This is a genomic window from Paenibacillus sp. MER TA 81-3 (genome assembly GCF_023713585.1).
GTDB classification, from domain to species: Bacteria; Bacillota; Bacilli; order Paenibacillales; family Paenibacillaceae; genus Paenibacillus_B; species Paenibacillus_B profundus.
In genome coordinates, this window is sequence record NZ_JAMAWB010000002.1 from 382,166 (window position 1) to 405,591 (window position 23,426).

A 23,426-nucleotide genomic window follows, 5' to 3' on the forward strand; every position below is an offset into this window, starting at 1 on the left:
TTCACAGAAAGAGGTCTTCCCATGAATCATTTTACTACAGATTTAGTCCAAGCTCTAGTCACGAAACAAGATGTGACAGAAGTATTCCGTCAGCACCTAGAATCAGCTATGAATAGGCTGCTTGAAACGGAGTTAACTGCGTTTCTAGATTATGAAAAGTATGACCGTATTGGCGTAAACTCTGGAAACTCACGTAACGGTGGCTATACACGCACGTTTCATACGGAATATGGAGACCTCAAGCTCCATATTCCCAGAGATCGCAACGGAGAGTTTAAACAGCAAACTGTCGCTCCTTACAAACGTTCAAATGACACGCTAGAGTCCTTCGTCATCCACATGTTTCAGAAAGGTGTTACGATGACAGAAATTGCTGACCTTATTGAGAAAATGTATGGTCATCACTACACGCCGCAGACTGTGACCAATATGACAAAAGTGATGGTCGAACAAGTCGATGCCTTCGCTAAACGACCGCTAGCCAAACGTTATGTTTGTGTCTACATCGACGCCACATATATTGCAGTGAAGCGTGAAACCGTTTCGAAGGAGGCTGTTTATCTTGCTGTGGGCATTCGTGAGGATGGTTCAAAGGAAGTTCTTGCGTACGCGATTGCTCCAACCGAATCAGCCTACGTGTGGAATGAGCTGCTACAAGACGTTAGGTCCCGGGGTACCGAAGAGGTTCTGCTATTCATCTCCGATGGTTTAAAGGGGATCGTAGAAGCTATTAGGCAAGTGTTTCCTCAGGCTAAATACCAGTCTTGCTGCGTTCATGTGGCACGTAACATCGCTCATAAAGTACGTGTTTCCGATCGATTCGAGATCTGTAATGACTTTAAATCGGTCTACCGTGCAGACGATGAACAAGCAGGTAAAGCGGCTCTTGAGGACTTCTGTGACAAGTGGAAAACCACATATCCTAAGGTGGTAAAGTCTCTAAGAGAAAACCCGTACATCTTTACGTTCTACAGCTTTCCACAGTCGATCTGGAGAAGTATCTATTCTACGAATCTCATCGAATCGTTCAACAAGCAAATTAAGAAATACACGAAACGCAACTCAGTTTGAGGGATATAACCAACGCTTCGCTACACGTTGCCACATTGGCTTTACCAGGCACGTGCTGAACTCCAAGAGATGTTCACAACCAAAGATTGAAACACACTTACAAGAAATGGATTCTTCCATTTACACAAAATTCTTGACGCTACCTTTGTTTGTTACCTACCTTATTAACAGATATGAATTTCATTAATAATAATTTAATTACAATACAAATTATTACTCCCATTAGAAGAGTATAATAATTCACAAAAGCTGTATTTGTGTAAATATTTAAGAGTGCATACTCTCCCCACTCTAGTCGTTCAGATAAACTCATAAAAATACCTGTTGCTTTTGCATAAGCCATGTATCCACAAAACATAAAAATAATTATAAGTATAATATAAATACCCTTTTTTTTACTTAGTTGCTCCAGTTGTTGGCTCTTTATAAAGAATAGTGAAATAACTAATGATAAAAAAGCTAAAATCTCCAGACCAATTAAAATTAAAGCTGGATTTCCATTGCCTGATAGTAACTTATTTGGTGAAAGTTTTAAAGTCATCAAATCTACAGCATATATCAAAGCTATATTGACTAGAAAAATAATAAATATACTTAGTTGTAACTTTTTCATTGAACGCCTCCCATATATGCGTGTGTTATTCTGCTGCGCATAAAGTAATATAAACATATGCAGCAGAATAAAATTATTTCTTTTGAGGCATAGTCAAATGCATGTCAAAATTTTTGGCCTGTGCTGACCATGCGTACCAATTTGTATATTTATTATCTTTTCCGCTATCTGGATCTACGAAACCAAAATAGTCAGTGCCGAAAATAGGCTTAACACCGTTTCCTACAACAAAGTGATAATTAAATGGAGCATCGTTATTTACCCAAAAATCATATCTAATCCCAACTGGTCTCATTGTGTTTATAGCATCCCAGAATTCTGTATAATTACCTGTTGGATGATCAAATCTTAGTCCTCGCCATATAGTGTTTTTATCATCATGCTCAAGATGTTTGAATAGCCCACTAGCGAAATCAGTTAACGATGTACCTAACATAGTTGAACCCATTTCATTATATAAGTGATTAACTAATCCTGCATCTCCATTATAATAGTCACTACCTCTTACATTATACTTCAATAATTTGTAATAGTTTGCAATCATTGCTCCAGTAGAGGGGGCGCAAGCAGAATCTTGATTGTTGATCCCAGTTGCTCTCTGATAGATTCTAGTAATATTCAACTCAATAAGTTTATCTGGAGTACTAGCAACTGGATTTATTTCGGACAGATAAGAATTCCATTTTCCTATATTTACTTGATCTCGCGGTACAGAGAAATCAATATCATTTGTTGAATATTCAAGAGTATTTCTTTGAAGTCTATTTAATAATGACTGAAATGATTCAGAGTAAATTACTTGAGCTCCAATATAGTATCCTTTTGAATTCCCAACTTTTTCAAACTCTTTAACACCTTTGCCGAACTCTAAGACTGGCTCTCTATCTTTAGTAGCAGAAACAATTACATACCCTACATAATTACCATCTTTTTGTAATTTGAAATAGTAACCAACTTGCGTTTCATCTATGTCATAAAATCAGTTAAGACGGCCTCACTTCCATTCCATTCTTCTCCCATATCTGCCAGAGAGATGAATTTCTCTGCAACCGTTTGCGCTTCACTTTCACTAACTGACAAGTTTACACTGTAATCATTAACGATATTGGAAGACGCATTGTTTTCATTGGCACTGAAAGCATTTACGGGAACTGATGCAAACATTGACAATGCTGTAAATAGGACTAGTAAGCTCTTCAATTTCATTATTCTTCCTCCTTATCTATTTTCCATTACATCATAAAGCCTATTATTTACCAAATCAATATTTAACTGTCTATAGGTTCGCCGTAAACCATTTACACTCTCAATACACTATCACTATTCAACGTCTTCATGTAGACCACCATAATTATGGGTAATCTTTGAAATGTATATCTTACACTCAGTCATATACGCACTACTTTATTTTTTGTATATCAAGGGATATATCTACATAATCATTTTCTTGAGTTTTTAGCTCGAACCATACATGTCCACAGAAGCGTTTTTTAAACCACATCAATGCCCTCACTCTTATTGAGCATGTACTTTACTGCCTCCCATAATGCATCAAATACTTCTATTTGACAGTACTCCTTATCGAGTCGCCAATCTTTCACACTACAGGGCTTACAATTATCAATTGTAATTTTATGACCTTTACTGAGATTTAGGGCACGCTAGAGAGTATGGAATCTAATGTGCCCTAATGAAATTACTTCTTCTTACTCCAACAGAATGTTTTTAATGCAAATAAGATCAAGACAATCGTCAGCGCAATTGAGTAGTATAAGTTTGTCTGTTCGAATGAAATTGTATAATTCCACGACATGATTACCATAAGTACAAACAATACCAAGACAGTTTGATCTGATTTGAAGATGTTCTTTTTGAAAATGAAACTACCTACTAGAGCGGCTAAAATAAGAACAGCAAACATAATTAGTAAAATATTATGCATAGCCCCTACTTTCTGTATGTTCAACCATTTGATGTAATAACAAAAGATGGTATAGGGAGCCAGTGGAAATTAAACGTAACTCCCCTTCCATCGTTTTTGTAGGAAAGTTCATTCGCAAACCATAAAGCGCCAAAACCTGCTACCGCCGACCAAAAAGACACTATTTGACCTCCAGGAATCAATGACGACATGCTTGCTAAAAATCCAGATATTCCTGCTCCATGATTAAGTGCGTATATCCAACTCTTTGTTTCTGAATCGCTGTATGTGACTGCAACTCCCCACCAGTATGCATTGCTAAACGCATTCGTTTGAAATTCACTTGGCGGCATAATCTTGATCTGTCCATTTTGAATGGACAGATACCCATCCCGTAAAGCATCATTCATTCTTTCTACACCTATAGCGTATTGGTTGTAAACATCTAAGGAGACGATGTCCTTTGCCACAGGATCAAGAGAGAAGCTTTCTTTGCCGATGATGATGTATTTATCCATCACTGGGGCTGCCTCCAAGACACTTTGCGAAAAATCATCCTTACCAATTTCAAGGATTCGATTTTCCCGTGTCTGTTGTACAGGGTTTTGTGCTACTGCGGTCTCTGTTGCGAATGCTGCTGGAGCAAAAACGGACAATAACATGTAGGGTACCTTCACACGCATGTAATTTATACCATATATGCATATACGTGTCAACCGATAATAACATTGTTTTCCTATCTTTTGGATAGAATATTGATCTATATAGTATCCATATAATATCTTCAAATCGTTTTATATTTTACATTTTCAAAATACATATGAAATTGTTATAATTTATAATATTTTACTATTTAAATATTTGAAGGTATAAAGTTTGTGCATTGAGAGCGTAAAATATCTTGTGTAAATAGATAAATAGCAAAAAGGAAGACCTTTTCTTGTAGAATTAAGTCACCACAACACAATTCACAGAAAAGAGGTCTTCCCTATGAATCATTTTACATCAGATTTAGTCCAAGCTCTAGTCACGAAACAAGATGTGACAGAAGTTTTTCGTGCTCATCTCGAATTGGCTATGAATCGTTTATTGGAAACCGAATTAACTTCGTTTCTAGATTATGAAAAGTATGACCGTATTGGGGTGAATTCAGGAAACTCCCGTAATGGTGGATATACTCGTACACTGCACACGGAGTATTGTGATCTGCAACTCAACAATCCACGAGACCGCAATGGAGAGTTTAAGCAAGAGACTGTAGCTCCTTACAAACGTTCCCATGATACACTTGAATCCTTCGTCATTCACATGTTTCAAAAGGGTGTAACAATGACTGAGATTGCCGACCTCATCGGGAAAATGTATGGTCATCACTACACGCCGCAGACTATATCTAATAGGACCAAGGCGATGGTCGAACAAGTCGATGCCTTCGCTAAACGGACTCTAGCCAAGCGTTATGTTTGCGTCTACATCGATGCTACTTACATAGCAGTTAAACGTGAAACCGTCTCTAAAGAAGCCGTGTATCTGGCAGTTGGTATACGTGAAGATGGTTCTAAGGAAGTGTTAACGTATACCATTGCTCCAACCGAATCGGCCTATGTATGGAATGAGCTGTTACTGGACGTGAAAGAGCATGGTGTAGAGGAAGTCTTGTTGTTTATCTCTGACGGATTAAAGGGCATTGTGGCAGCAATTGAGCAAGTATATCCAAGGGCAAAATACCAATCATGCTGCGTACATGTAGCACGTAATATTGCTCATAAAGTACGTGTATCTGATCGGGCAAGCATCTGTGATGACTTCAAAGCTGTGTACCGAGCAGAAGATGAGCAGTCTGGGAAAGCCGCTCTAGAGACTTTTTGTGACAAGTGGAAATCAGCTTACCCCAAAGTAATTAAATCTCTGCGTGAGAACCCATACATCTTTACGTTCTATAGCTTTCCGAAGCCAGTATGGAAAAGCATCTATTCAACCAATCTCATTGAATCATTCAACAAGCAGATTAAGAAATATACAAAGCGAAAAGAACAATTTCCGCATGAAGAAGCACTAGAACGATGGTTTCTGAAGCTCGCACCTTCATTTGTCACATAAATATCAGTCTCTTTTTATTTCTTGCACGACAGGTTCATCAATCGAAATCACATCAACAATATGATCGAAACAGGAAACACCGTAGTGTTTGTAAGGTCCTGGATAGTCTTCTGATGCAAATGTTCCTTGACTTATAAAGTCTAAGTATCTTGACCTTGAGTATATTCTGAAAATCTTACCAATGAACTCTTCGTATTCATCCCACATTGTAATTGATTCGTTTCGTACTGAATAACCAATATAACTTTCAAAATCAATTTGTATTACTGGGGTAGCGGCAAATATTACGTCATGTTATCATAGTGATTCTGGAAGATACATTATGGATTGGTCTTCAAGAATTGAGTATTTAAGATCAAACTCTGATGATACAGATGCAGGCAGAGAATCTTATACTAAATCTTAAGGAGCGAACTATACATGAAATTTAACAAAAAGAGTATCGCCATCGTAATTGGGGTATTGTTAGCTGCATCAGGAACAAGTGTGTATGCAAGTACTGCATATACAGATCTGTTCCGAACAGTTACATTCGCAGACCTGTTTCCAACGGAATCTCCCGAGGAACAATCGGAAGTACAATTTATTCAAGATACGCTAGAGAAATCATGGAAAAAAGGGTTAGATCAGATCATTAGTCTAACGAATAGCAGTGCTACAACTTTAACGGTTGATTCTTATACAGTTCTAAATCATCTAGAAGCTACCGACGATTCCTTTTTGTCTAAATTATCCAAACAAGAAAAGTCGTCCTTTTTAGCTGCATATTACAGCGAAGAAAGACGAAAAAATCTTGATGTTGGAGATTACATGCCTGCTCTAATGCTCAGTAAAGACGGTCTAGAGGCAAAACAATATTGGGAGAAAAAGGACGGTTCAATAATAGTCATTGATCTAAAAACGAAAAGCGAAAATGGCGACAATTTATGGTATGTATCTGACAATGCAAAAATCTTAAACAGCAATTATTTCATTGAATTCGAGGCTGTCCAAATGTGAGTTGATTAAAACGGTTACTTTCCTAGAGAAACTCAAAAAATAAAAACGGGATAAAGCAGTCGCTACTTCTGCTTTATCCCGTTTCTGTTTTAATTGTTATTTTTCCTGTCAGAGAAAGCTTATTTCCCCATTTTTATGAATTAAAAAGACCACTAGTTCTTCACCAAAATAATCTATCTTACAACTATTCCAATCACTGACTAACCTTCTCCAAACACTCTCCAATTGCCACCAACTTCACCTAAGACGACGCTCGCCCCTTCAACTCCACTTGTAATGCTCCCCATTGTCAAGACACAGGTTCCCTCCAAGTCTTTTGATCTATCACAAATCACTTTAGAACACGATGTGAGCTTCATACTTAAAAATTACGCGAACGCCCTATCCGAATCCCCTCTTGATAGCTTATTGCTACCATACCGGCTTGGCTGCTGACAGAAATTGAATTATAGATCACACCATAGGAATACCACCAGGAATATGGAGTCCATTTACGAACCAGCTCTCCAGTGCTGTATTTTCGAAGCTCTGCAGTAGACGTGCTGCTTATCCATAGTTCATCGTGAGCTTCATCCACAAAAAACTCCTTAACGACATAGGGACTGCCAATAAACAAGACCTCTTCCTTCGGGTCACCTATTTTCCATCTGGTAATGATCACAGGTTTATAATGGGCATATTTAGCGGCAATAATGTAATCTTTGGAGTCCACATAAAGAGCACAAGTAACATAATTATGCTCAAAGGCAACCGAATGGCTCCAGCCTTCACCTAGGAAATCGACCACCGTTAGTTTAGCGTTTTTAGAGGCATATACCAGTTTGTCACTATGCACGGTAAATGCTAAGGTTTGAGTCATGCCTATACAATCTGCAAGCCCTAGCCAGACGAAATCATCGCGTTCTACTATTGTTTTCTGGCATTGTATATCCCACACAACGACTTCTTTACCAAACATTCCAACTGCAATCAACCGCTCATCCGGACTAAACATAATAGCCCCAATTTTTCGTTCTTTATAGCTATGCTCCAATACAACCTCTCCAGTGCTGAAGTCGATCACGTAAAAGGTACCGTAATACAAAGGAATTGGATAGCCGTCATCCCCTTGCGGGTCATAATCCTCAGCAGTAGGGACAATAACCATATATTTTCCAGTTATACTAAACTGCACATATGTATATTCATGATAATAAGCGTTTCGCTCTAATTGCTCCCAATCAAGTCCCGGGTGCAAATGCTCTGCATGCAACGTAAGCTTCTGTACATCATATATTTTCACAATGCCTACACCTAATCCCACTGCCAAAAAATGACCATCAGGACTAAACACAAGACTCATATTCGTGGCCTTCTCCTCTTGAAAAAGAGAGACACTATCGGAAAAAGCAGCGATTTCATCCCCATCGGCAGTTCTGAACAATTTTAACCATCCATCCATATACATTACAGCAGTTAATGAGCCATCTGGACTTAAAGAGGTAGCTCCGACCCATTGCTCACCACGAGCCAGCTCCACAAATAAAGGACGCTTCCCCTTCTTACCCTTCAATAATACGGACTGTGGATTTTCGTATTCTTCTATACTATCGTTAAGTTTTTGCAATTTACGAATCCAAAAAGGCTCCTTCGTCTCCATTCCCTCTGCCAGCTTGGCTTTTGCATCCACAAAATTACCATCCTGAATATTAGCCAATGCCATATAATAGGTTATTTTAAACTTATGCTCGGGCTTCAATTGCTCCCGTTCCAGCAATGGCCCCAATGTTCGCATGACTTGTTCGGTATTGCAATGAGGCTGAAATAGCAGCAAACTTCCCTCTACCAGTTGAAGTAACACAGACGAAGAATTGATATATCCAAAACGTTTGGTTCCCTCTGTATGCATTTTTTTGTATAAATCCAATTGTGTTTTTTCTACATCCTGCACCTGTCCAATGTAAAGAAGGGCTTCCATATATAGAAAAAATGCCTGCATATGCATCAGCCAGCTTTGCTGTGATGAGGATGACAGCCAATCCTTTTCAGCATATTTTGCAAATATCCTCACTGTATCATGAAATGAACCGGTTGCATTATAGTTTAAAGCTTCATCACAATCCTGATTAAGCATTGCTTGGGATAGCGCAAATTTAAATTTGTCCTCGCGTGTGTTAAAGGCCACCCCCTGCGGATGATCAATCAAAGCCAGCGGGTTTACCTCAACCTCCCTGCCCGCTTTTTCATAATAATCCGCAAAAAGCTTGATACTATTTACAGGACTGCTTGAAGCAGAGTAGAGCAGCATTTCCTGTAACTGACTGATAAGCTTACTTTGAGATTGTGGAGAAAAAATAACAGCGTTTCCAGTTAGAACGCTTTGTACCTCATATTGATCAGCCAAATCCGTGACTGTCCAGTCTGGCCAGCACTTTTTCACATGCGTAATGATGTCAGAATCATCACCTGCATACCATATATCCAAGCTTCTACATCTCGTATCCAAATGGAATCCCTGATCCGGGAAGTCCTCACTCCATTCCGCCACACGAAGCTCTGGCTGCCCCGATGCCGGGCTTATAGCCTGAATAAATGAGGATGGACCTGCTAATAAATATTCATCAAATGTTCCGCTTAGCGGGAATATCCGCACTTCCCCATTAGGAAATACGATGCTGGCAATTATGCGAATGAATCCATCTTTGGGCTCTGGTTCGATTAATGATGTTAATTCCGTAGTATATTCAAGCGATCTGACGTGCTCCAGCGGATAATGTAAATACATTGCCATATCAACAATTCCCGCCTTGGCCCATCTTAGTTCCCAACCACTCCATAAAGGCTGCATTAATGCAAACAATTGCCGCCTAAGCGGAATATCATACATGATATCCTCTCCGCCATACCAGAGTAATACCTGATGGTCCATATCCATAATTACTCCGCCTTCTGCCCATCTGTCATCAAGCCATCCCTCTGCAGGCTGCTGTCCCTCAATAAAAGAAAGGGTTTCCTCCGGTCCCCAGAATAAATCCCTTGGTAACGTATTGGCACACCAATGACTATAGTACAACTCATAACTTCCATTTCTAACTAGAATCAAATTCGCTCGCTGACCCACACTTTCCCCTCCTATGATTCCAAACTTTCATCCATATTTCTTGTTTCTTGTTCCTTTTTCAACTCCCTCAAAATGCACGGTTCGATTAGCATACAACCGCATCCGCTGTCTGGCTCAGTCCAATAAACCAGCGGTGAATCGAGACGGAATCCCGAAATGAGCAATATCCATAACGCAGCACGATTTTTCTCCTTCATCACCACAACAAACTGATAGTCCAATCCTATCGCCAGTACTCCAATCGTAATGTAGAATTTTAATGGTCGTTACCCCGTAAGGCATCCGCATAATTTAATATAGATTCCTGCTCCAGCAATGCAATCAACAGCATCGTCTGTTCTTCCCACGCCTCTGTCTGAATCTCATCACGCAGCAGTTCAATGAACGGTTCATACAAGCATGGATACTTCATCGCAACAGGGTGCTTCCGATCCAGCAATACCGCCCATTGAAGATAGCTGTCACAAATCCAGTGAGCAAGGGTGCCTTGTACTCTGCGTAATTCAGGGCAAGCTGCAAAAAGCTTGGATACAAGCTGCTGTTCATCAACGGACCGAAATGCAAACTCGGAAGGATCGATCCCTAATTTACGTTCTATGCGAGCAAACGCCACATTCCACGTCTCATCGCTTACACGGGACTGAGCGACGTTCTTCTCTGCCCATTTGATCCGTTGAATTTGAGCTATCGCGTGCTCCCAATTCCGCTGTTCCCAAGCTTCAGTGGCCCTCCGATAAATGTCAATGGGCTCTTTGCCAATGAGTAGCTGCCAACTGTGCTGATGAAATGCCCCGCCGCCCACCTCAATAAAACCATGCTCCTTGAGAATATAACCTCCTAGACAATACAACAGCAGCAGCGGTTCATATACGCGATAAGCTTGAGAAGCAGCTTCATTTCCTTGCTGCGCACACTTCATATAAAAAAACGCCAACTTGCTAATGGATCGTACATAGGAATGCCTCATTCTTTTTATTACGAAATAATCATTTTCTATATCGAACACTTCCGGAGCTCTTGCTATATGATAAGGGTAAAAAAATAATGGGTTTACTTTTACCGGTTGCCCTTCCACCACTAAAGACATACGCCGTAAATATTCTTGGTATAACAATCGATCCAGGTTATGTTCTGCCGGTGTTCTTCTATTTCTGTCGTCCGGATGCTTCATATCAGCTAAATAAGAGATTAGCTTTAATATCATTTCATCCCCGCTCTGCCTAGCAAACTCAATCAGGGAAGGATCATAATCATCTGTAGGGAGTACAAGATTTGGAAGCTTCAGCAAAAACTCTTCCACGTGATTTTTGACGTGAATATCCTTTTGCCCCGATAGATACAAAGGCACCTCCTTGATTTCCTTCACCTGTTGAATAGTAACTCTGGAATAATTACAGGTTCTGTATAATCGCTGATTGAAGCAATAGATTTCCTTCGTATTCTCCATTTCAACGGTTTCTTTCTCCGGGTCATAATAGCAGGAAAAAGGGAATCCCTGGAGTGACAAATTGCTGGAAAGACCATGCTGCTGCAAAACAGCAGCATCCGCAGCATACGCTTTAGCTGCAAAACGTGATCCCGTAACACGATGAATAGATACAAATAATTTGCCATCGTGACTTTGCCACCACGTGGAATCTTCCTGACTTGCCTCTAACAGAGGGATAGGTTTCTGCTCCGTATTGGAGAGCCATGCAGTAACATCGGACTCATAAAGTTCTCTTACCACCCATTGTTTTTGCTTCTGTAATAAACGGTAATACATCGCATGCTTCTCCAACAATTCCTGTATATTGTTCACGAAAGGATAAGGGTTCTCTGAGTTTAGATAATACAATTTTCCGGCACGGTCCATATAGCCGCTTTTATGGACGCCTTCATAGATAAAATGGAGACATTCCACCATATATTGGTCCTTATATTTGAAGACCTTGGGCATGCCGCAGCCCGTTGCAGGATGCCTCATTACATCTAATGTGCAACTGTGGTTCAGCTTTCCTCCAAAGGAATAGTTAATCCCTCCATACTTCTCCTGAAAATCCAGTAAAGCCTGGAAGACAGGAATCCCATTCTGCTTGAGCCATTCTTTTACTATTTCTTTGTCTGTGATCGTTGTTCTTCTATCACATTGCTGAATGAATTCATTCGCTTGCATGGATAATTGGTTTACCTTCATATCGCCGTTATCCCCCTGCTCCTTCTATAAATATCTTATGAATAGTACTAAACTGAGCTTTGGTATACATTGTTCACACTAAGCTATTTATTGCTGACCCAAATCAATGTTACACTGGAAGCATGACAGCATCGACATAGACAGAGATTGGAGCAGAGACCTGACATGAGTTATAACGTTGTATTTTTTGATATCGACGGCACACTTGTCAATGATGAGAAACGAGTGCCGCAAGACACAATCGAGGCGATCGCTGAGCTTAAAGAAAACGGGATTGAACCTGTGATCGCAACGGGACGTGCCCCTTACTTCTTTAAGCCGCTTACCGAGCTGCTTCATATTGAATCTTTTGTTAGCTTAAATGGAGCCTATGTAGTTTATAAGGGGGAACCTCTATATCAACGCCCTCTTCCGCGCGGCAGTGTAGAGAAGCTTGTTGAATATGCAAGCCGCAACCATCATCCCCTTGTGTTTGAAGGCAATGAGCAGTTTTATGCTAATTCCGAATCTCATCCATTTGTAGTGGAATCTATAGATTCCCTTCGAGTTGAGCAGCCTGGATTTGATCCTGAGTTCTGGAGTAAAACAGATATCTATCAAGCGTTCCTCCATTGCGAAGCGCAAGATGAGCATTTGTATGACCATGTGTTCGACGACCTTCGATTGATACGCTGGCATCCAAAAGCGATGGACGTAACGATAAAAGGCGGCTCCAAAGCCATCGGAATAGAAGCCATGTTGCGACGATTGAACCTGACTCCAGAGAATGCCGTCGCATTTGGCGACGGACTCAATGACATGGAGATGCTCCAGCAAGTGGGGCTTGGAATCGCGATGGGCAACTCTCATCCACAACTGTTGCCTTATGCTGATTACATCACCTCTTCCGTAGATGAGGGCGGAATCCGCCAAGGGCTGCGGCATGCTGGTTTAATTTCATAAGTTTATATGGCAAAAGGGGGTTAGCGGGCTATTGTCCGTTTGACCCCCTTTGTGCGCGGTATGCTTGCTTCTTCGTCGAGATGCTACGATTTTATCGGCTTTATCCGTGCTCAACTTTATACCCGCTTCAACCTTTATTTCCATGAAAAAAACTCCTGCCATTACCGAAGACAGAAGTTTCTATCATGATGGATGCGCGCGCATCCCTTGTTCATCTAAACTGATAATGGTCTGACATCGCAAAGGAAAGCGTCAGCACGCCGCCATTTTCCTCCAAATCCGCTCCCTGCTCTCTGGCATTGCAAATAACACTGTATATTGAACTGACACCGATGTATTGCTTATACACCTCATCATCAAATTGATCCGTACGAAAGCCCTCAAACAAAGCATCATAAATTAGATAATAGCTGGCAAGCTGAGTCCGATAAATACGAAAGGACTCCTCGCCCTTAAGCATCGACATTTCCTCGGTATATGTAAGCTTCTCGAAGGCATGCTCTGCACAAATTTCAGGTAAAAAAGAATACAGCTCCTCCGCTAAGTTAGTATCCTGCAAGCGCTCAGCTAATCTCTCCGGAAATTCGTCATACCGCTCCTGCGTGTCACACTCCATGAACATGTGAACAGCTGTCCGAGTAGCAGCAGCAATGTGCCCGCCTTCATATGGATACGGTGTGTACGTCTCCTCAGACTGCTGCAAGAAAATAAATTGCTTTTGTGAGGCAAATTCTTCTACCTGCCACTTGCTTGCCATTTCTGCTACAATATTGCCCAGCTCAGGGCTTGGAATATCATTAATGCGGCATTCGCCGGTAATATCGTCACCATTTTTCGCGCCATAGATTTTAATATAACAAAGCTTCTGGTTGCCAACCCGCTTCGCAATCTCATCCTTGAGCGCTTCCCAATATGGGGTTTCACGCATCTCGTCTGATGACTCGCCCAGACCAACGATATTACTTTTATAAACCTTCCAATTATGTACAGTGTCCCCGTATGTCGTGTGGAGCTGGTCAGGTTCCCTATCTTGCTCCATTGATGCGATACCCTCCATTAATGAAAAGGCAAATCCGCCGATGGCCATGCCAAGAGCATTTTTTAAGCTGTTGCCAATGCCTGCCGAGGTTTCAAATATATCGCGATCCCATTTCGGAGAACTCAATTGAAACTGAAGCATAACGGACTGATCTGTCCAGCTTGCCACATGAGGACGAATCGTGAGTTCCCATTCCGGAATAACGATACGATCTCCCTCCACAATCTCCTCCGCCTCAAAAATCCCCCTCATCCCGCGGTGCAGCAGGAAATGTGCAGGGTCCTCAACTTTCTCATCATCCAAATCTGACCATTCTTCTCTCTCTTCGCTCATCGCTTGCAGCTCCTCTCTCGACTTCGACAGTTGCAACTGAAGGGCCAATAGTTCTAACTTATCGTCAATTCAGTGCGTTTTCAATACATATCTTGGAATATGTAAGTAGAGTAATTATATTTCATTATCATTTGGCAGTCTTTCAACCTGCTGTAATAATTCATCCAATACTTTATAAATATCTTCTAAATCGCGGGTATAGGAAGCTTCGTATTCACCAATGATAAACTTATCTTCCCAATTCCCTTCCCTTCCTTTAATCCTTTCCCCATGCTCTCTCCAATAATCTTTCAGATGCTCTTTATCAAGGACCTTCAAAAACCCTTCAAGGCGAGGCACACGCTGCTTGGTATGACCGAATGTAGTTTCAAAATTTATAAAAAGATAATACAAAAAATGATCAAAGGCTTTTTCATTTAACTTCGGATTAAAACAAGTGTTAAAAAGGTAATTATTGATAGACTTATTGATGCCATGCCCGTCTTTCTCACCATTAATATCATAGTAACCACAAGGTATGCCGCTGCTATATATCGTGCTCCCAAGTTGATAGATAATAAAGGCTAGCAATTTCGATTTCAATCCTTGAACTTTACTATTTAACTCACTATTAGTTATCTGTGATTTAATATATCCGTAAGATTGGCCACAAATCTCTTCTGTAGCAAGCCCCATAATTCCATCAAAAATATTGATTTTTTTGTCAATATATCTTTTTTTGAATCCCTGGAATATATATTGAGAGATTTCACGCATTTCTGCAATAACGATGTCACTGACACTGCCTTCAGTAGGATTATTTTGCCCGCCGTGTGTAGACAATGCCCTTGACAAATTAAACATATCCCCGCCTCTGTCCGCGCAACAGCATAAGCGGAATACTAATAAATCGTGGAGGCCAAGAAGACCTCTTTCTTCTTTAGCCAGGTTCTCCAATATTCCATTATGTCTATGTTGATTTTCACCAAAAATCCATTCAGCAATTTGAACGACATTTTTGTCACTGTTATTCCAATGTTGTCTTCCTTCGTCTTCCCAACCAATTTTATCTAATAATTTCGCAATGAAAAAAATAAGCGTAAAGCTTCGAAGCCCAACATCAATTTTTTGGATTTCAAGACTTGAATATTGCGGTAAAGAATCCAGGGCATATGAAATAATCGCTTTTGCTTTTTCTGGCGTATATTCACTGTGCGGTGAATTCACTAAGATTCGCCAAATTTGTTCCTTATTCGCCTCTCCGCTTGTGAATGAAAACTCTTTCCGTTTGAACACCTCAGTAATGGTTGTTTCATTTAACATTTCATTTTTTAAATTGACATAAAATTTATACTGCTGCGTGTGGATTGGGCGGGATGCTTTGATGATTAGATTTAAGTACTGTTCAAGATTCCTGCCGTCGGAACTCCACTTTGATCCATTAAAACAAGCATAGGTAGTGAACTGCTCCTGAGAAATATTCGTCGCAGCTCCCAGTCTTTGCTTGGCATCAAAAACCTTATTTAAAATAAACCTTTGATTTTCAGTCAGACTTTTTAAATATGCCGTATATTTTGTGGAATTTTTATAGACATCTTCTTTGCCATGTGAGCCATCGTCTGTTGGATAGTCATCATCATAGATTCGAATAAGTGAAAAAAATCCTCGTTTCCCCTGTGCCTCAGTATTGTATATTTTTCTGAAAATATTAGGGTAGTTGATGTAGATGATTAATAAATGAATCAGATCATGCTTATCAAAATCCGAGTTCGAAAAATCCAACTGTTCAACTTCAAGTAAGAGAATTGTATTAATGAGTCTTTTTAGTTTTCTTGCATCACCTATAAAAGGAATGTACAAATAATATTCTTTGGAATGAAATATATCCTTGAGCCCCTCTACTGCTTTGGCTACCAATTCAGGATTGCTTAGCAGGTTTCTGGCTAATGATTTATCTTTGTTTTCAGTAAAATATTTTAATAGTAATTTATGATCTAAATACAAGCCCGTTTTTATGTTGATAAATTTTTCTAAAAACTCATTAATTTTTTCCGTATCTAATTTTTGATGCTCGAGTGTAGTAAGATTCTCTGTGTCATAACAGAGCACATAAGATAAATTAGGTAAAATAAAGGATTTTTTAATAACGAACAGCATCTCTTTTATATTTGCAAAGGTTAAGCGGTCTAAATCATCCACAACAATCACGATTTTTTTATCTATGCTACTCAGGACCATTCCTAATCTCTCAAATGTCTTGTCGATGGAGGACTTGTCGAAAGGTAACCCTAATCGAAATCCCATAATTGACAATGATAACTTCGAATCATTTAATAACTTTACATACTTTTCCAAAAGGAATTCCAGTTCCGGGGCGAAAAAATTCTCTTTAATCACCTTCAATAGACCATCCGTAAATTTCTCCAATAGGTTATCGCTGTTTTCAAATCTAAGCGGATCGAATGTGTACACGATAATTTTGTTGTTATAGTGTTTTTCCCAATGTTCTTTGCACAGATTGACAAAGGTCGATTTCCCTGTTCCCCATGGCGCATCAATTCCAAAAACTAAGCTTTCCGGCGAACCTTGGTTATATACTCTGTCAGCAAATCTCACGGCCGTTTCGAAAAATTCAAACGCGTCATCATCTTTGCTTTGTCCTTCCTTATCACTCATGAAGAGCGAATCACTATAATTCTTTGTCATCCGATTCATCTGCCGCTCTCTCATAGTTATCGCCACAAAGAAAACAAGGGGAAGTGAAAACAACACTGCTATATTCGACCAAGGCAGCGCTACAACCCAATTTTGAAAAGCCTCTATTCCTATGCCGCCTATGAAGAACATGGAGAGCACGCCAGCAGCAAAAACAATTAGGAGATCAAATCTCCCGCTCTTAATTATGATACTAGTCTTTCTCCATAGCTCTCTTTTCCTTTTAACTATGCAAGTCGCAATGATGAGAAGATACAACGAGCCAATAATCCAGAACCAGGCTTCCTTTTGATTATCAATGGAGCTGCTATAAAAACTGAAAACAATTCCTTTGCACCCAAGTACAATTTCCGCCAACAGAACGCCAAATAAAAACAATTTACATAGTAGGTAATAAATTATTTTCATAAATTCACGCTTATGGTTTGTTTCTAGCATCTTCGGATCCTCCGCCATGCCTTTATTAGCACTACTGCTATTTCACTCTCTAGTACTATGTCCAATATACATTTAGGTATATTATACCATATAAAAATATTATTTCTGAAATTTTCTCAAGTTTGCGACAAACAAAAAATGATGATCAGCCTTTAGGTCAATTTTCTTCCATTTTCCAAGCAACTCACAATTTGGTGTCTTTTACCGATAAATAATAAGGGAACAGCATGCTTCTATTAATTCATCATTATGGAGTGGAAAAATGACAAACCATACGACGGAATCCTGTCCCTAATGCGAGCACCGAATGGAAGTCGTTCCGGGGTACGTAACCTGGTGCGAGGAATGCAATTGGAACATCGATCCGAATTGGAGGCATGTATCTTCGCTCGCCCTCTTTGATCGGATTAACTTCCGCATGGGTATCAAAAAGTCACATCAATTGCTTGAGGAGAATTTGCAAGCCGATCGGATCACGTACCCCTTTACCTGGAGCAAAGACTGTACCGTCTGCTGGACGACATTGCTGCAGCCGTTCAAGCGCCGCCCATCGACGTGATTCGAATGGATAATTCATTTAATGCGTATTTCATAAAGTTCAACCGACGCAGAACCAAGGTCATCGGGATTGGGGTTCCTTTATTTTCCGCGTTGAATCTGTCTGAAAAGATCGCGATACTCGCCCACGAGACCGCTCATCATGCGCATAAGGATGTTACCCGTACATGGTTTATCGGGTCTGCGATGTATATTATAGCTTCTTGGTACGAGTTTGTGCTTCCATGCTGCGAAGAGGACGAAAAGCTCGGACCGCTCTCCACTCCGATTCGTTATGCCCAACTGCAGCTGGCTAATCTCATTTTCATCCTGTATTACTTTCTGGGCGCTGCGGTCTGGGATGAGAGCCAACGAGCCGAGTATTTGACTGACAGAGTTGCGGGCCAGATCGCGGGAACCGATGCCGCTAGCTCTGCCTTGAGCAAACTGCATTTCGCCCCAATATGTGCCTGACAGTAAACTGAAAAGTCAACTGGAGGAAGAGTTCGCGCGATTGGAGAAATTGAGCCAGCGCTATCTGTTGGATGATATTCGGGCGACATTTTGATGAAAGCCCCCAAGCTCTTTAAGTCGACATAGACAGAAACGGAAACTCACTCAACAAGCTGCACCGGCTGATGCCGGTGTTTTTGTGTTTAATAGAATGGCTCTGTTAAACTTTAAAGTTGATTTACACCGAAATAAAAAATAGGCTTGGTTCTTTTTCAGTAGAACCAAGCCTATTATATTTTAACTACTTCGACTTTCGAATATTTAAGTAAAGCTACCCGTTAGCTTAAGATAAAATTACGTTTCAAAAGAGTAAGCTCTCTCTACTTTAGCAATCCTCACTGAGTAGTTCGTATACCACTCTGCTTTACCTTTTTATTGTGCAACTTTATGGGCTGAATTTTCTTTCCAATTCTTTATTGCCTCTAAAGAATCCCAATATGAAACTGTAATTCCCAATTCATTGTCACGAGCACTTTCTACACCTAAAAAACCTTTCTGTTGAGAAGCTAATTCTTCCATTTTTTCAGCCGTTTTTCCATAACCTTTGTCACCATCAGTTCGCTGTGAAGTAAATATCACCGCATAATAGGGGGGTTGAGGAGTTTTTACAATACCACTCATTTTTAATTCCTCCAATCCGTTTTAATTTAAAAAATATATTATAGTTTTTTAGATACTCTTTTCAATTAAACTGCCCCTTTAGTTGAAGTACAAACAGTAACCTCTTTTGCGTATAATAATCATGCTATTAATTGCTCGGTATGATCATTGAGAATATTACCTACGTGACTTTTGAAAGCTATGTAAACGACAATATATTAAGACCTCTCGGGATGGAGAACACCGGAATCGACAACAACAAAAAGGTAATTAACAAAATGAGTTCGCCGTATTATTCCAATTGGGAAGATTTCATCCAGTACGAGTACATGGATATGAGTTCCAGCTTCTCTGCAGGGGCCATGTATTCAACAGTCGACGATTTGTACAAATGGGATCAAGCTTTGTACTCTGAAAAATTAGTATCGAAAACGACGATGGACCTTTTCCTTCAATCCAATGTTTTTAATTACGGCTTTGGGTGGTTTCTTGATAAACGTTATGATCGCAGAAGGGTATTTCAAGGCGGGGCGTATCGTGGCTTCCGCAGCGAAATGCACAGATACCCAGATGACCACACTACCGTAATTATGTTGACGAATTATGATTTTGTTCCCGTGTTCAAACTTACTGAGTCATTAACAGGGATACTGTTTGGGGAGCAAATATCTGTTCCACCTCGTCCGCAATCCTATACTCTCGATGAGAGAATTTATTCTAATTATATGGGGACGTACGAAGGATACGGCTGTAAAGCCACCGTAGATCGAAATGAGGATCAATTTTTTTTGTCTGGAACGATGAAGCAGTCATCCCCTTCTATCCGATTTCGGAGACTACATTACATCATACTTGGCACGATTGGGAATGTAATTTCACATTGGAGACCGACGACTCGAAAATAGGTTCCCATCCAGCGAACTGCCTGATGGTTCGCATCGGCAAGCATGTACCATTGACATCCGTAGATCAATTTGACCGTATTCGATTGCAGAAACGTTTTATGTATGAATAGGATAATCAGAACACTGTGCGAAGGGTGTTAGCCACGCTCCATCGTCAATGAATGCGATAAGTTACGCCCTCCGATCCAAGCTGCCGCTCTTCACGTGTTCCGCCTATCAGATGCTATCACCCACATCAGCCACAACAACGGCATTCAGTCGGCCGATCAATTGTTGCGCTGCTGATGCTGTAAACCGCAGTATGCCGTCGCTGTCCGTAATCTGGCCTTGCTGCAATCGAGCATCCAGCCAATCGGTAATAAAAGCTGGCGCATAGCCTCCCGTTCTCTCTTCCAATTCCCATAATCCCTGTAATAGAAATATATTCCTTTGACCAGGAGATTGCTTCGTCTGTCGGGAAGCAGGTATTCACCGGAATCCCGCCATTATGTATCTTCATCATCGCAATATAAGACGCCGGCAGCTTGTAGCCGAGTTCCTCCTCGATAGTAGCAATGAGCTCATCTGTCGGCGGTTCGTCAACATATTCCTCTAGCGCGTAATCAGAATCGTCCCAGAAATGGGTAAAATCGATATTTTCGAGCTGATTCAAGAGCTCTTGGTCCATTATGCCACCTCTATTCATGGGTTCCATCCTCGTCTTCTCTCGAAGATGTCGGAAATTTTCCTTCTATATAATGATTCATCAACCCTCTAACCCAAGGACGGAAGGCATTTCTTTGCACAGCCTCTCCAATCAAACCGAAATCATCTGAAACGTAGCCCGCCAGCTCGGAGTTCTGCGTGATAGCGAAGACTTTCTTAAATACGAATTCCCGCAGACGGTCAATTTCGGAGTCGGGAAACATTTTGACGTCGACTGTTTTTAATAATTCATTGTTCACGGTCCAGTTCTCATCGAATTCACCTGCGTCGCGTCTATCTAACAGCTCGTCCCAATCTAAGTTCGATGAAAATATTCTTTCAAAGAAAAGGTCTCCGTGTATTGTGTCTAGTAAATAATCTAGCGACTCCACTTTCATCATAACTCCCTCACTTCGGATCTCAGCATACCGTGTGCTTTTCCGGCTTCACAATGGACGGTTCGATTCCAACTGATTCCGTCTGCCATCCTTGTGCCACTCCTCGTAGATACCGCCAATGTCATGAAATGCCTGATTGACCATGGTTGTCAGCTCATTAACAATATCCTTGGTGTATGTTAAGCGGGTATTCACATTGTCCGCCTTAGATTTGCGCAACAGCTTCACATGGGCGATCGTGTTCAGAGTCTCTTCCAAAATCCAATAGAGCACGTCATCCACATTTTTCGTAGTTTTGCTTAACATCTGCACGCCTCTCTCATACATAACAAGCTCGTACGCGTGTTCTCCGATCCGCACGCAAGGGCTAAGATCGCCATAATAGTCACGCTGAAAAGGCTGAGTTACCATTTTCCCATAGGAGTCATCGTAAATAGACGTTTGCCGGAGCGTGCGGAAGATCATATTCGTGATTTCCAGTTCAGTATGCATCATAGATAAGCGCTTCCCCCCTTGAGGCCTCGTAAGCTCACCATTGAGCGGTGCGGCAATGATTTTGCAGCAGAAAATGAGCGATCTCCCGGAACCGCTCGGCCGCTTCCTCTTCATAGAAGACCGCAACTTCCCGGCCGTAGGCATAATTCAATCGAATGTAGCCACCCAGTTCCCGTATGAAGACCTTGCCTATGTTTTCATTTTCGATCAGCAGATCCGGTTTGAAAAAGTCCCGGCAAAGTTTGCCCAGTTCACGCAAGGTCAGGCTGCTGTCGTTCTCGAGAGTGAACAGAAAAAAGGCATGTTTTTTCGTATCATTCCATGGTTCAAAATAAGCCGGGACAGACTCTGCATCGCCGAACGTCTCTTGATAGATTCGGTCCAACGTGTCCGTATAGGAACCAGCCCTAGACGGTATGACTCCAATTGTCTCAGAATGTCTCGGCAGCCACACCATCCCCTCCACCTGCGGATGCACAGCAAGAAAATCGCCGTCAATCGTTGTCCCGATGACCACGCATTGACGAATCTGTTCCTGTGTTATCGGGCTTGTCCCATCATGCTCCCACAGACCATATTCGGCAAACGGCCGCAATACTTCAGGGTCGGGCGATTGTATATTGAACCAGCCTCTGTACGTGCCTTCGCCGTATTCTTGGAGAAAGCAGCTATAGCCATCGGGAAAAGCAACCCGCATGTCTTGCTCGACTTGACGGATCAAACCGGACGGAACGGGAGTCAACTGTTGAGATACAATATACATGTTCGAACCGCCTTTCTTAGGGAAGTCTCTTGGTCAGAGCAGAGTTTCAACTGGTGATGCCGATATGTATTTAATAATACCAATTCTAGCGTTGTTTTCGATGAGTCCTGCGAACGAAGCTACTAAAACATGTACCGATTTATCGTTCGTTCAAAAGGAGTGAATCCGGCGATTCATCTATTGGACTTGCGGTTCGTTGTCACGCTAGTGATGTTCTTTTGCTGCAGGTCCAATTTTAAAGGCGTGGTGACCAACGAATTAACCCTATCTGTTATGTTCACCATTTACTATACCGAATTTGCGAACATTAGTTCCCTACGCACATTTCCATTATACAACAATCACCAAACTATGAAAACAACAACACTTTAAAAAATATAGCTTGACACAAAGATAACTTTAAAATATAGTAATCCCATCGGAATTATCATTAACTGACTCGTCAGTTAAGTGAGAGGGGCGATGGAAGCTGGCTGCCGCACCAAAGCAAGATCAGGATCGCCGTCATCAACTGATGGGCGCCGCTCTGAAGATATTTGCCTGCAAGGGATATCACAGCACTAAAATATCCGATGTGGTCAAAGCCGCAGGAGTGTCGCAAGGAACGTTCTACTGGTATTTTCAAAGCAAAGAACAGCTCGTGCTGGAATTAATCGAAGACGGAAAAGAGAAACTGATTAAGGTGATTGAGCAAGGCTACCGCAAGCATGCAGGCACGGTAGACGATATGGTCAGTTCGTCCGCACGGCTGCTCACGGATTTGTTCACATTCGCCGACCGGGACCGGGATCTGATGGCTTTGCTGCTCATGAAAGGCCAGGGTGCCGACCCTCCAGTGCGGGAAGCTGTCTCGCAAACGTGGATTGCGTTCGAAGGAGCGTTCAAGAACAACATTCAGCGGGCTATGGAGCTAGGGATGCTTCCCCATACGAATGATCTGTCTCTTCGGGCCAGCATCCTTGTCTGCTTAATTACGGGCGTGCTATCCAAATGGTTGTTCGGACCGATGCACGAGGTTGATTATAAGTCCGTCTATTCCCCATCTGAAATAGCCGAAGAAACCGCTAAGTTCGAATTCCGGGGGTTGCTCGGATAACCCATTTTA

General features: G+C 41.2%; 17 protein-coding genes and 5 pseudogenes. 9 read left to right on the top strand and 13 right to left on the bottom strand.

What is annotated here, in order from left to right; translation table 11 throughout:
* Positions 1-21 precede the first annotated feature (21 nt).
* Positions 22-1,161, top strand: a pseudogene (locus M3650_RS04120) (IS256 family transposase).
* A gap of 49 nt (positions 1,162-1,210) precedes the next feature.
* Here M3650_RS04120 and M3650_RS04125 read toward each other — a convergent pair.
* From M3650_RS04125 to M3650_RS04140, 4 genes are all read right to left on the bottom strand, one after another.
* Positions 1,211-1,684: a hypothetical protein gene (locus M3650_RS04125; RefSeq protein ID WP_251572591.1), complete on the bottom strand. Its 474-nt coding sequence runs from the start codon at positions 1,682-1,684 to the stop codon at positions 1,211-1,213.
* Between the two features lie 73 nt (positions 1,685-1,757).
* A complete protein-coding gene (locus tag M3650_RS04130) occupies positions 1,758-2,306 on the bottom strand; it encodes a hypothetical protein (protein WP_251572593.1) in 549 nt (182 codons plus the stop codon).
* A gap of 344 nt (positions 2,307-2,650) precedes the next feature.
* Positions 2,651-2,890 carry a hypothetical protein gene (locus M3650_RS04135; protein ID WP_251572595.1) on the bottom strand — a complete coding sequence of 80 codons (240 nt, stop codon included), beginning with the start codon at positions 2,888-2,890 and terminating at the stop codon, positions 2,651-2,653.
* Between the two features lie 756 nt (positions 2,891-3,646).
* Positions 3,647-4,267 carry a hypothetical protein gene (locus tag M3650_RS04140; protein WP_251572597.1) on the bottom strand — a complete coding sequence of 207 codons (621 nt, stop codon included), beginning with the start codon at positions 4,265-4,267 and terminating at the stop codon, positions 3,647-3,649.
* A gap of 328 nt (positions 4,268-4,595) precedes the next feature.
* Here M3650_RS04140 and M3650_RS04145 point away from each other — a divergent pair.
* Together M3650_RS04145 and M3650_RS04150 are read left to right on the top strand one after the other, a co-directional pair.
* Positions 4,596-5,678: pseudogene (locus tag M3650_RS04145) on the top strand (IS256 family transposase); the annotation flags it as partial.
* Between the two features lie 447 nt (positions 5,679-6,125).
* Complete coding sequence (locus tag M3650_RS04150) at positions 6,126-6,704, top strand: hypothetical protein (protein ID WP_251572599.1); 579 nt, start codon at positions 6,126-6,128, stop codon at positions 6,702-6,704.
* A 361-nt stretch (positions 6,705-7,065) separates the two neighbouring features.
* Here the strand turns inward: M3650_RS04150 and M3650_RS32230 are convergent, their stop codons facing one another.
* Together M3650_RS32230 and M3650_RS04160 are read right to left on the bottom strand one after the other, a co-directional pair.
* Positions 7,066-9,804: a WD40 repeat domain-containing protein gene (locus M3650_RS32230; protein ID WP_251572601.1), complete on the bottom strand. Its 2,739-nt coding sequence runs from the start codon at positions 9,802-9,804 to the stop codon at positions 7,066-7,068.
* Positions 9,805-10,060: 256 nt separating this feature from the next.
* Positions 10,061-11,980: a hypothetical protein gene (locus M3650_RS04160; RefSeq protein ID WP_251572603.1), complete on the bottom strand. Its 1,920-nt coding sequence runs from the start codon at positions 11,978-11,980 to the stop codon at positions 10,061-10,063.
* 165 nt (positions 11,981-12,145) lie between these two features.
* On the opposite strand from M3650_RS04160, the gene M3650_RS04165 reads away from it, so the two are divergent.
* A complete protein-coding gene (locus M3650_RS04165) occupies positions 12,146-12,922 on the top strand; it encodes a Cof-type HAD-IIB family hydrolase (RefSeq protein ID WP_251572605.1) in 777 nt (258 codons plus the stop codon).
* A gap of 211 nt (positions 12,923-13,133) precedes the next feature.
* Here the strand turns inward: M3650_RS04165 and M3650_RS04170 are convergent, their stop codons facing one another.
* Together M3650_RS04170 and M3650_RS04175 are read right to left on the bottom strand one after the other, a co-directional pair.
* Complete coding sequence (locus M3650_RS04170) at positions 13,134-14,294, bottom strand: DUF6348 family protein (protein ID WP_251572607.1); 1,161 nt, start codon at positions 14,292-14,294, stop codon at positions 13,134-13,136.
* A gap of 114 nt (positions 14,295-14,408) precedes the next feature.
* A complete protein-coding gene (locus tag M3650_RS04175; protein WP_251572609.1) occupies positions 14,409-17,426 on the bottom strand; it encodes a KAP family P-loop NTPase fold protein in 3,018 nt (1,005 codons plus the stop codon).
* Between the two features lie 307 nt (positions 17,427-17,733).
* Here M3650_RS04175 and M3650_RS04180 point away from each other — a divergent pair, with 307 nt between their 5' ends.
* Entirely contained in the window at positions 17,734-17,985 is a 252-nt protein-coding gene (locus M3650_RS04180; RefSeq protein WP_251572611.1) for a hypothetical protein, read from the top strand.
* On the top strand, positions 17,976-18,437 hold the full coding sequence (locus M3650_RS04185; protein WP_369011090.1) for a M48 family metallopeptidase: 462 nt from the start codon (positions 17,976-17,978) through the stop codon (positions 18,435-18,437). Before M3650_RS04180 ends, M3650_RS04185 begins: the two co-directional genes overlap by 10 nt.
* A gap of 333 nt (positions 18,438-18,770) precedes the next feature.
* On the opposite strand, the pseudogene M3650_RS04190 reads toward M3650_RS04185, so the two are convergent.
* A pseudogene (locus M3650_RS04190) lies at positions 18,771-19,097 on the bottom strand (antibiotic biosynthesis monooxygenase family protein).
* 140 nt (positions 19,098-19,237) lie between these two features.
* On the opposite strand from M3650_RS04190, the gene M3650_RS32495 reads away from it, so the two are divergent.
* Both M3650_RS32495 and M3650_RS04195 read left to right on the top strand, forming a co-directional pair.
* Complete coding sequence (locus M3650_RS32495; protein WP_369011085.1) at positions 19,238-19,981, top strand: serine hydrolase domain-containing protein; 744 nt, start codon at positions 19,238-19,240, stop codon at positions 19,979-19,981.
* Positions 19,963-20,091 (top strand): annotated as a pseudogene (locus M3650_RS04195) (N-acetyltransferase); the annotation flags it as partial. The gene M3650_RS32495 and the pseudogene M3650_RS04195, both read left to right, overlap by 19 nt.
* Before the next feature lie 275 nt (positions 20,092-20,366).
* On the opposite strand, the pseudogene M3650_RS04200 reads toward M3650_RS04195, so the two are convergent.
* From M3650_RS04200 to M3650_RS04215, 4 genes and pseudogenes are all read right to left on the bottom strand, one after another.
* Positions 20,367-20,648, bottom strand: a pseudogene (locus M3650_RS04200) (SMI1/KNR4 family protein); the annotation flags it as partial.
* Positions 20,649-20,658: 10 nt separating this feature from the next.
* Entirely contained in the window at positions 20,659-21,063 is a 405-nt protein-coding gene (locus tag M3650_RS04205) for a hypothetical protein (protein ID WP_251572615.1), read from the bottom strand.
* Between the two features lie 48 nt (positions 21,064-21,111).
* A complete protein-coding gene (locus tag M3650_RS04210) occupies positions 21,112-21,558 on the bottom strand; it encodes an Imm63 family immunity protein (protein ID WP_251572618.1) in 447 nt (148 codons plus the stop codon).
* 34 nt (positions 21,559-21,592) lie between these two features.
* Entirely contained in the window at positions 21,593-22,321 is a 729-nt protein-coding gene (locus M3650_RS04215; RefSeq protein ID WP_251572620.1) for an SMI1/KNR4 family protein, read from the bottom strand.
* Between the two features lie 514 nt (positions 22,322-22,835).
* Between M3650_RS04215 and M3650_RS04220 the strand changes: the two genes are divergently transcribed.
* Positions 22,836-23,417 carry a TetR/AcrR family transcriptional regulator gene (locus tag M3650_RS04220; protein ID WP_251572622.1) on the top strand — a complete coding sequence of 194 codons (582 nt, stop codon included), beginning with the start codon at positions 22,836-22,838 and terminating at the stop codon, positions 23,415-23,417.
* The last annotated feature ends 9 nt before the right edge of the window (positions 23,418-23,426 follow it).

What these genes read in the sequence shown, in the direction of transcription:
- M3650_RS04125 (WP_251572591.1), bottom strand. Translation starts at nt 1,684, where the DNA reads ATGAAAAAGTTACAACTAAGTATATTTATTATTTTTCTAGTCAATATA.
- M3650_RS04135 (WP_251572595.1), bottom strand. Translation starts at nt 2,890, where the DNA reads ATGAAATTGAAGAGCTTACTAGTCCTATTTACAGCATTGTCAATGTTT.
- M3650_RS04140 (WP_251572597.1), bottom strand. Translation starts at nt 4,267, where the DNA reads ATGTTATTGTCCGTTTTTGCTCCAGCAGCATTCGCAACAGAGACCGCA.
- M3650_RS04150 (WP_251572599.1), top strand. Translation starts at nt 6,126, where the DNA reads ATGAAATTTAACAAAAAGAGTATCGCCATCGTAATTGGGGTATTGTTA.
- M3650_RS04160 (WP_251572603.1), bottom strand. Translation starts at nt 11,980, where the DNA reads ATGAAGGTAAACCAATTATCCATGCAAGCGAATGAATTCATTCAGCAA.
- M3650_RS04165 (WP_251572605.1), top strand. Translation starts at nt 12,146, where the DNA reads ATGAGTTATAACGTTGTATTTTTTGATATCGACGGCACACTTGTCAAT.
- M3650_RS04170 (WP_251572607.1), bottom strand. Translation starts at nt 14,294, where the DNA reads ATGAGCGAAGAGAGAGAAGAATGGTCAGATTTGGATGATGAGAAAGTT.
- M3650_RS04175 (WP_251572609.1), bottom strand. Translation starts at nt 17,426, where the DNA reads ATGCTAGAAACAAACCATAAGCGTGAATTTATGAAAATAATTTATTAC.
- M3650_RS04180 (WP_251572611.1), top strand. Translation starts at nt 17,734, where the DNA reads ATGGAAGTCGTTCCGGGGTACGTAACCTGGTGCGAGGAATGCAATTGG.
- M3650_RS32495 (WP_369011085.1), top strand. Translation starts at nt 19,238, where the DNA reads ATGATCATTGAGAATATTACCTACGTGACTTTTGAAAGCTATGTAAAC.
- M3650_RS04205 (WP_251572615.1), bottom strand. Translation starts at nt 21,063, where the DNA reads ATGAAAGTGGAGTCGCTAGATTATTTACTAGACACAATACACGGAGAC.
- M3650_RS04210 (WP_251572618.1), bottom strand. Translation starts at nt 21,558, where the DNA reads ATGATGCATACTGAACTGGAAATCACGAATATGATCTTCCGCACGCTC.
- M3650_RS04215 (WP_251572620.1), bottom strand. Translation starts at nt 22,321, where the DNA reads ATGTATATTGTATCTCAACAGTTGACTCCCGTTCCGTCCGGTTTGATC.
- M3650_RS04220 (WP_251572622.1), top strand. Translation starts at nt 22,836, where the DNA reads ATGGGCGCCGCTCTGAAGATATTTGCCTGCAAGGGATATCACAGCACT.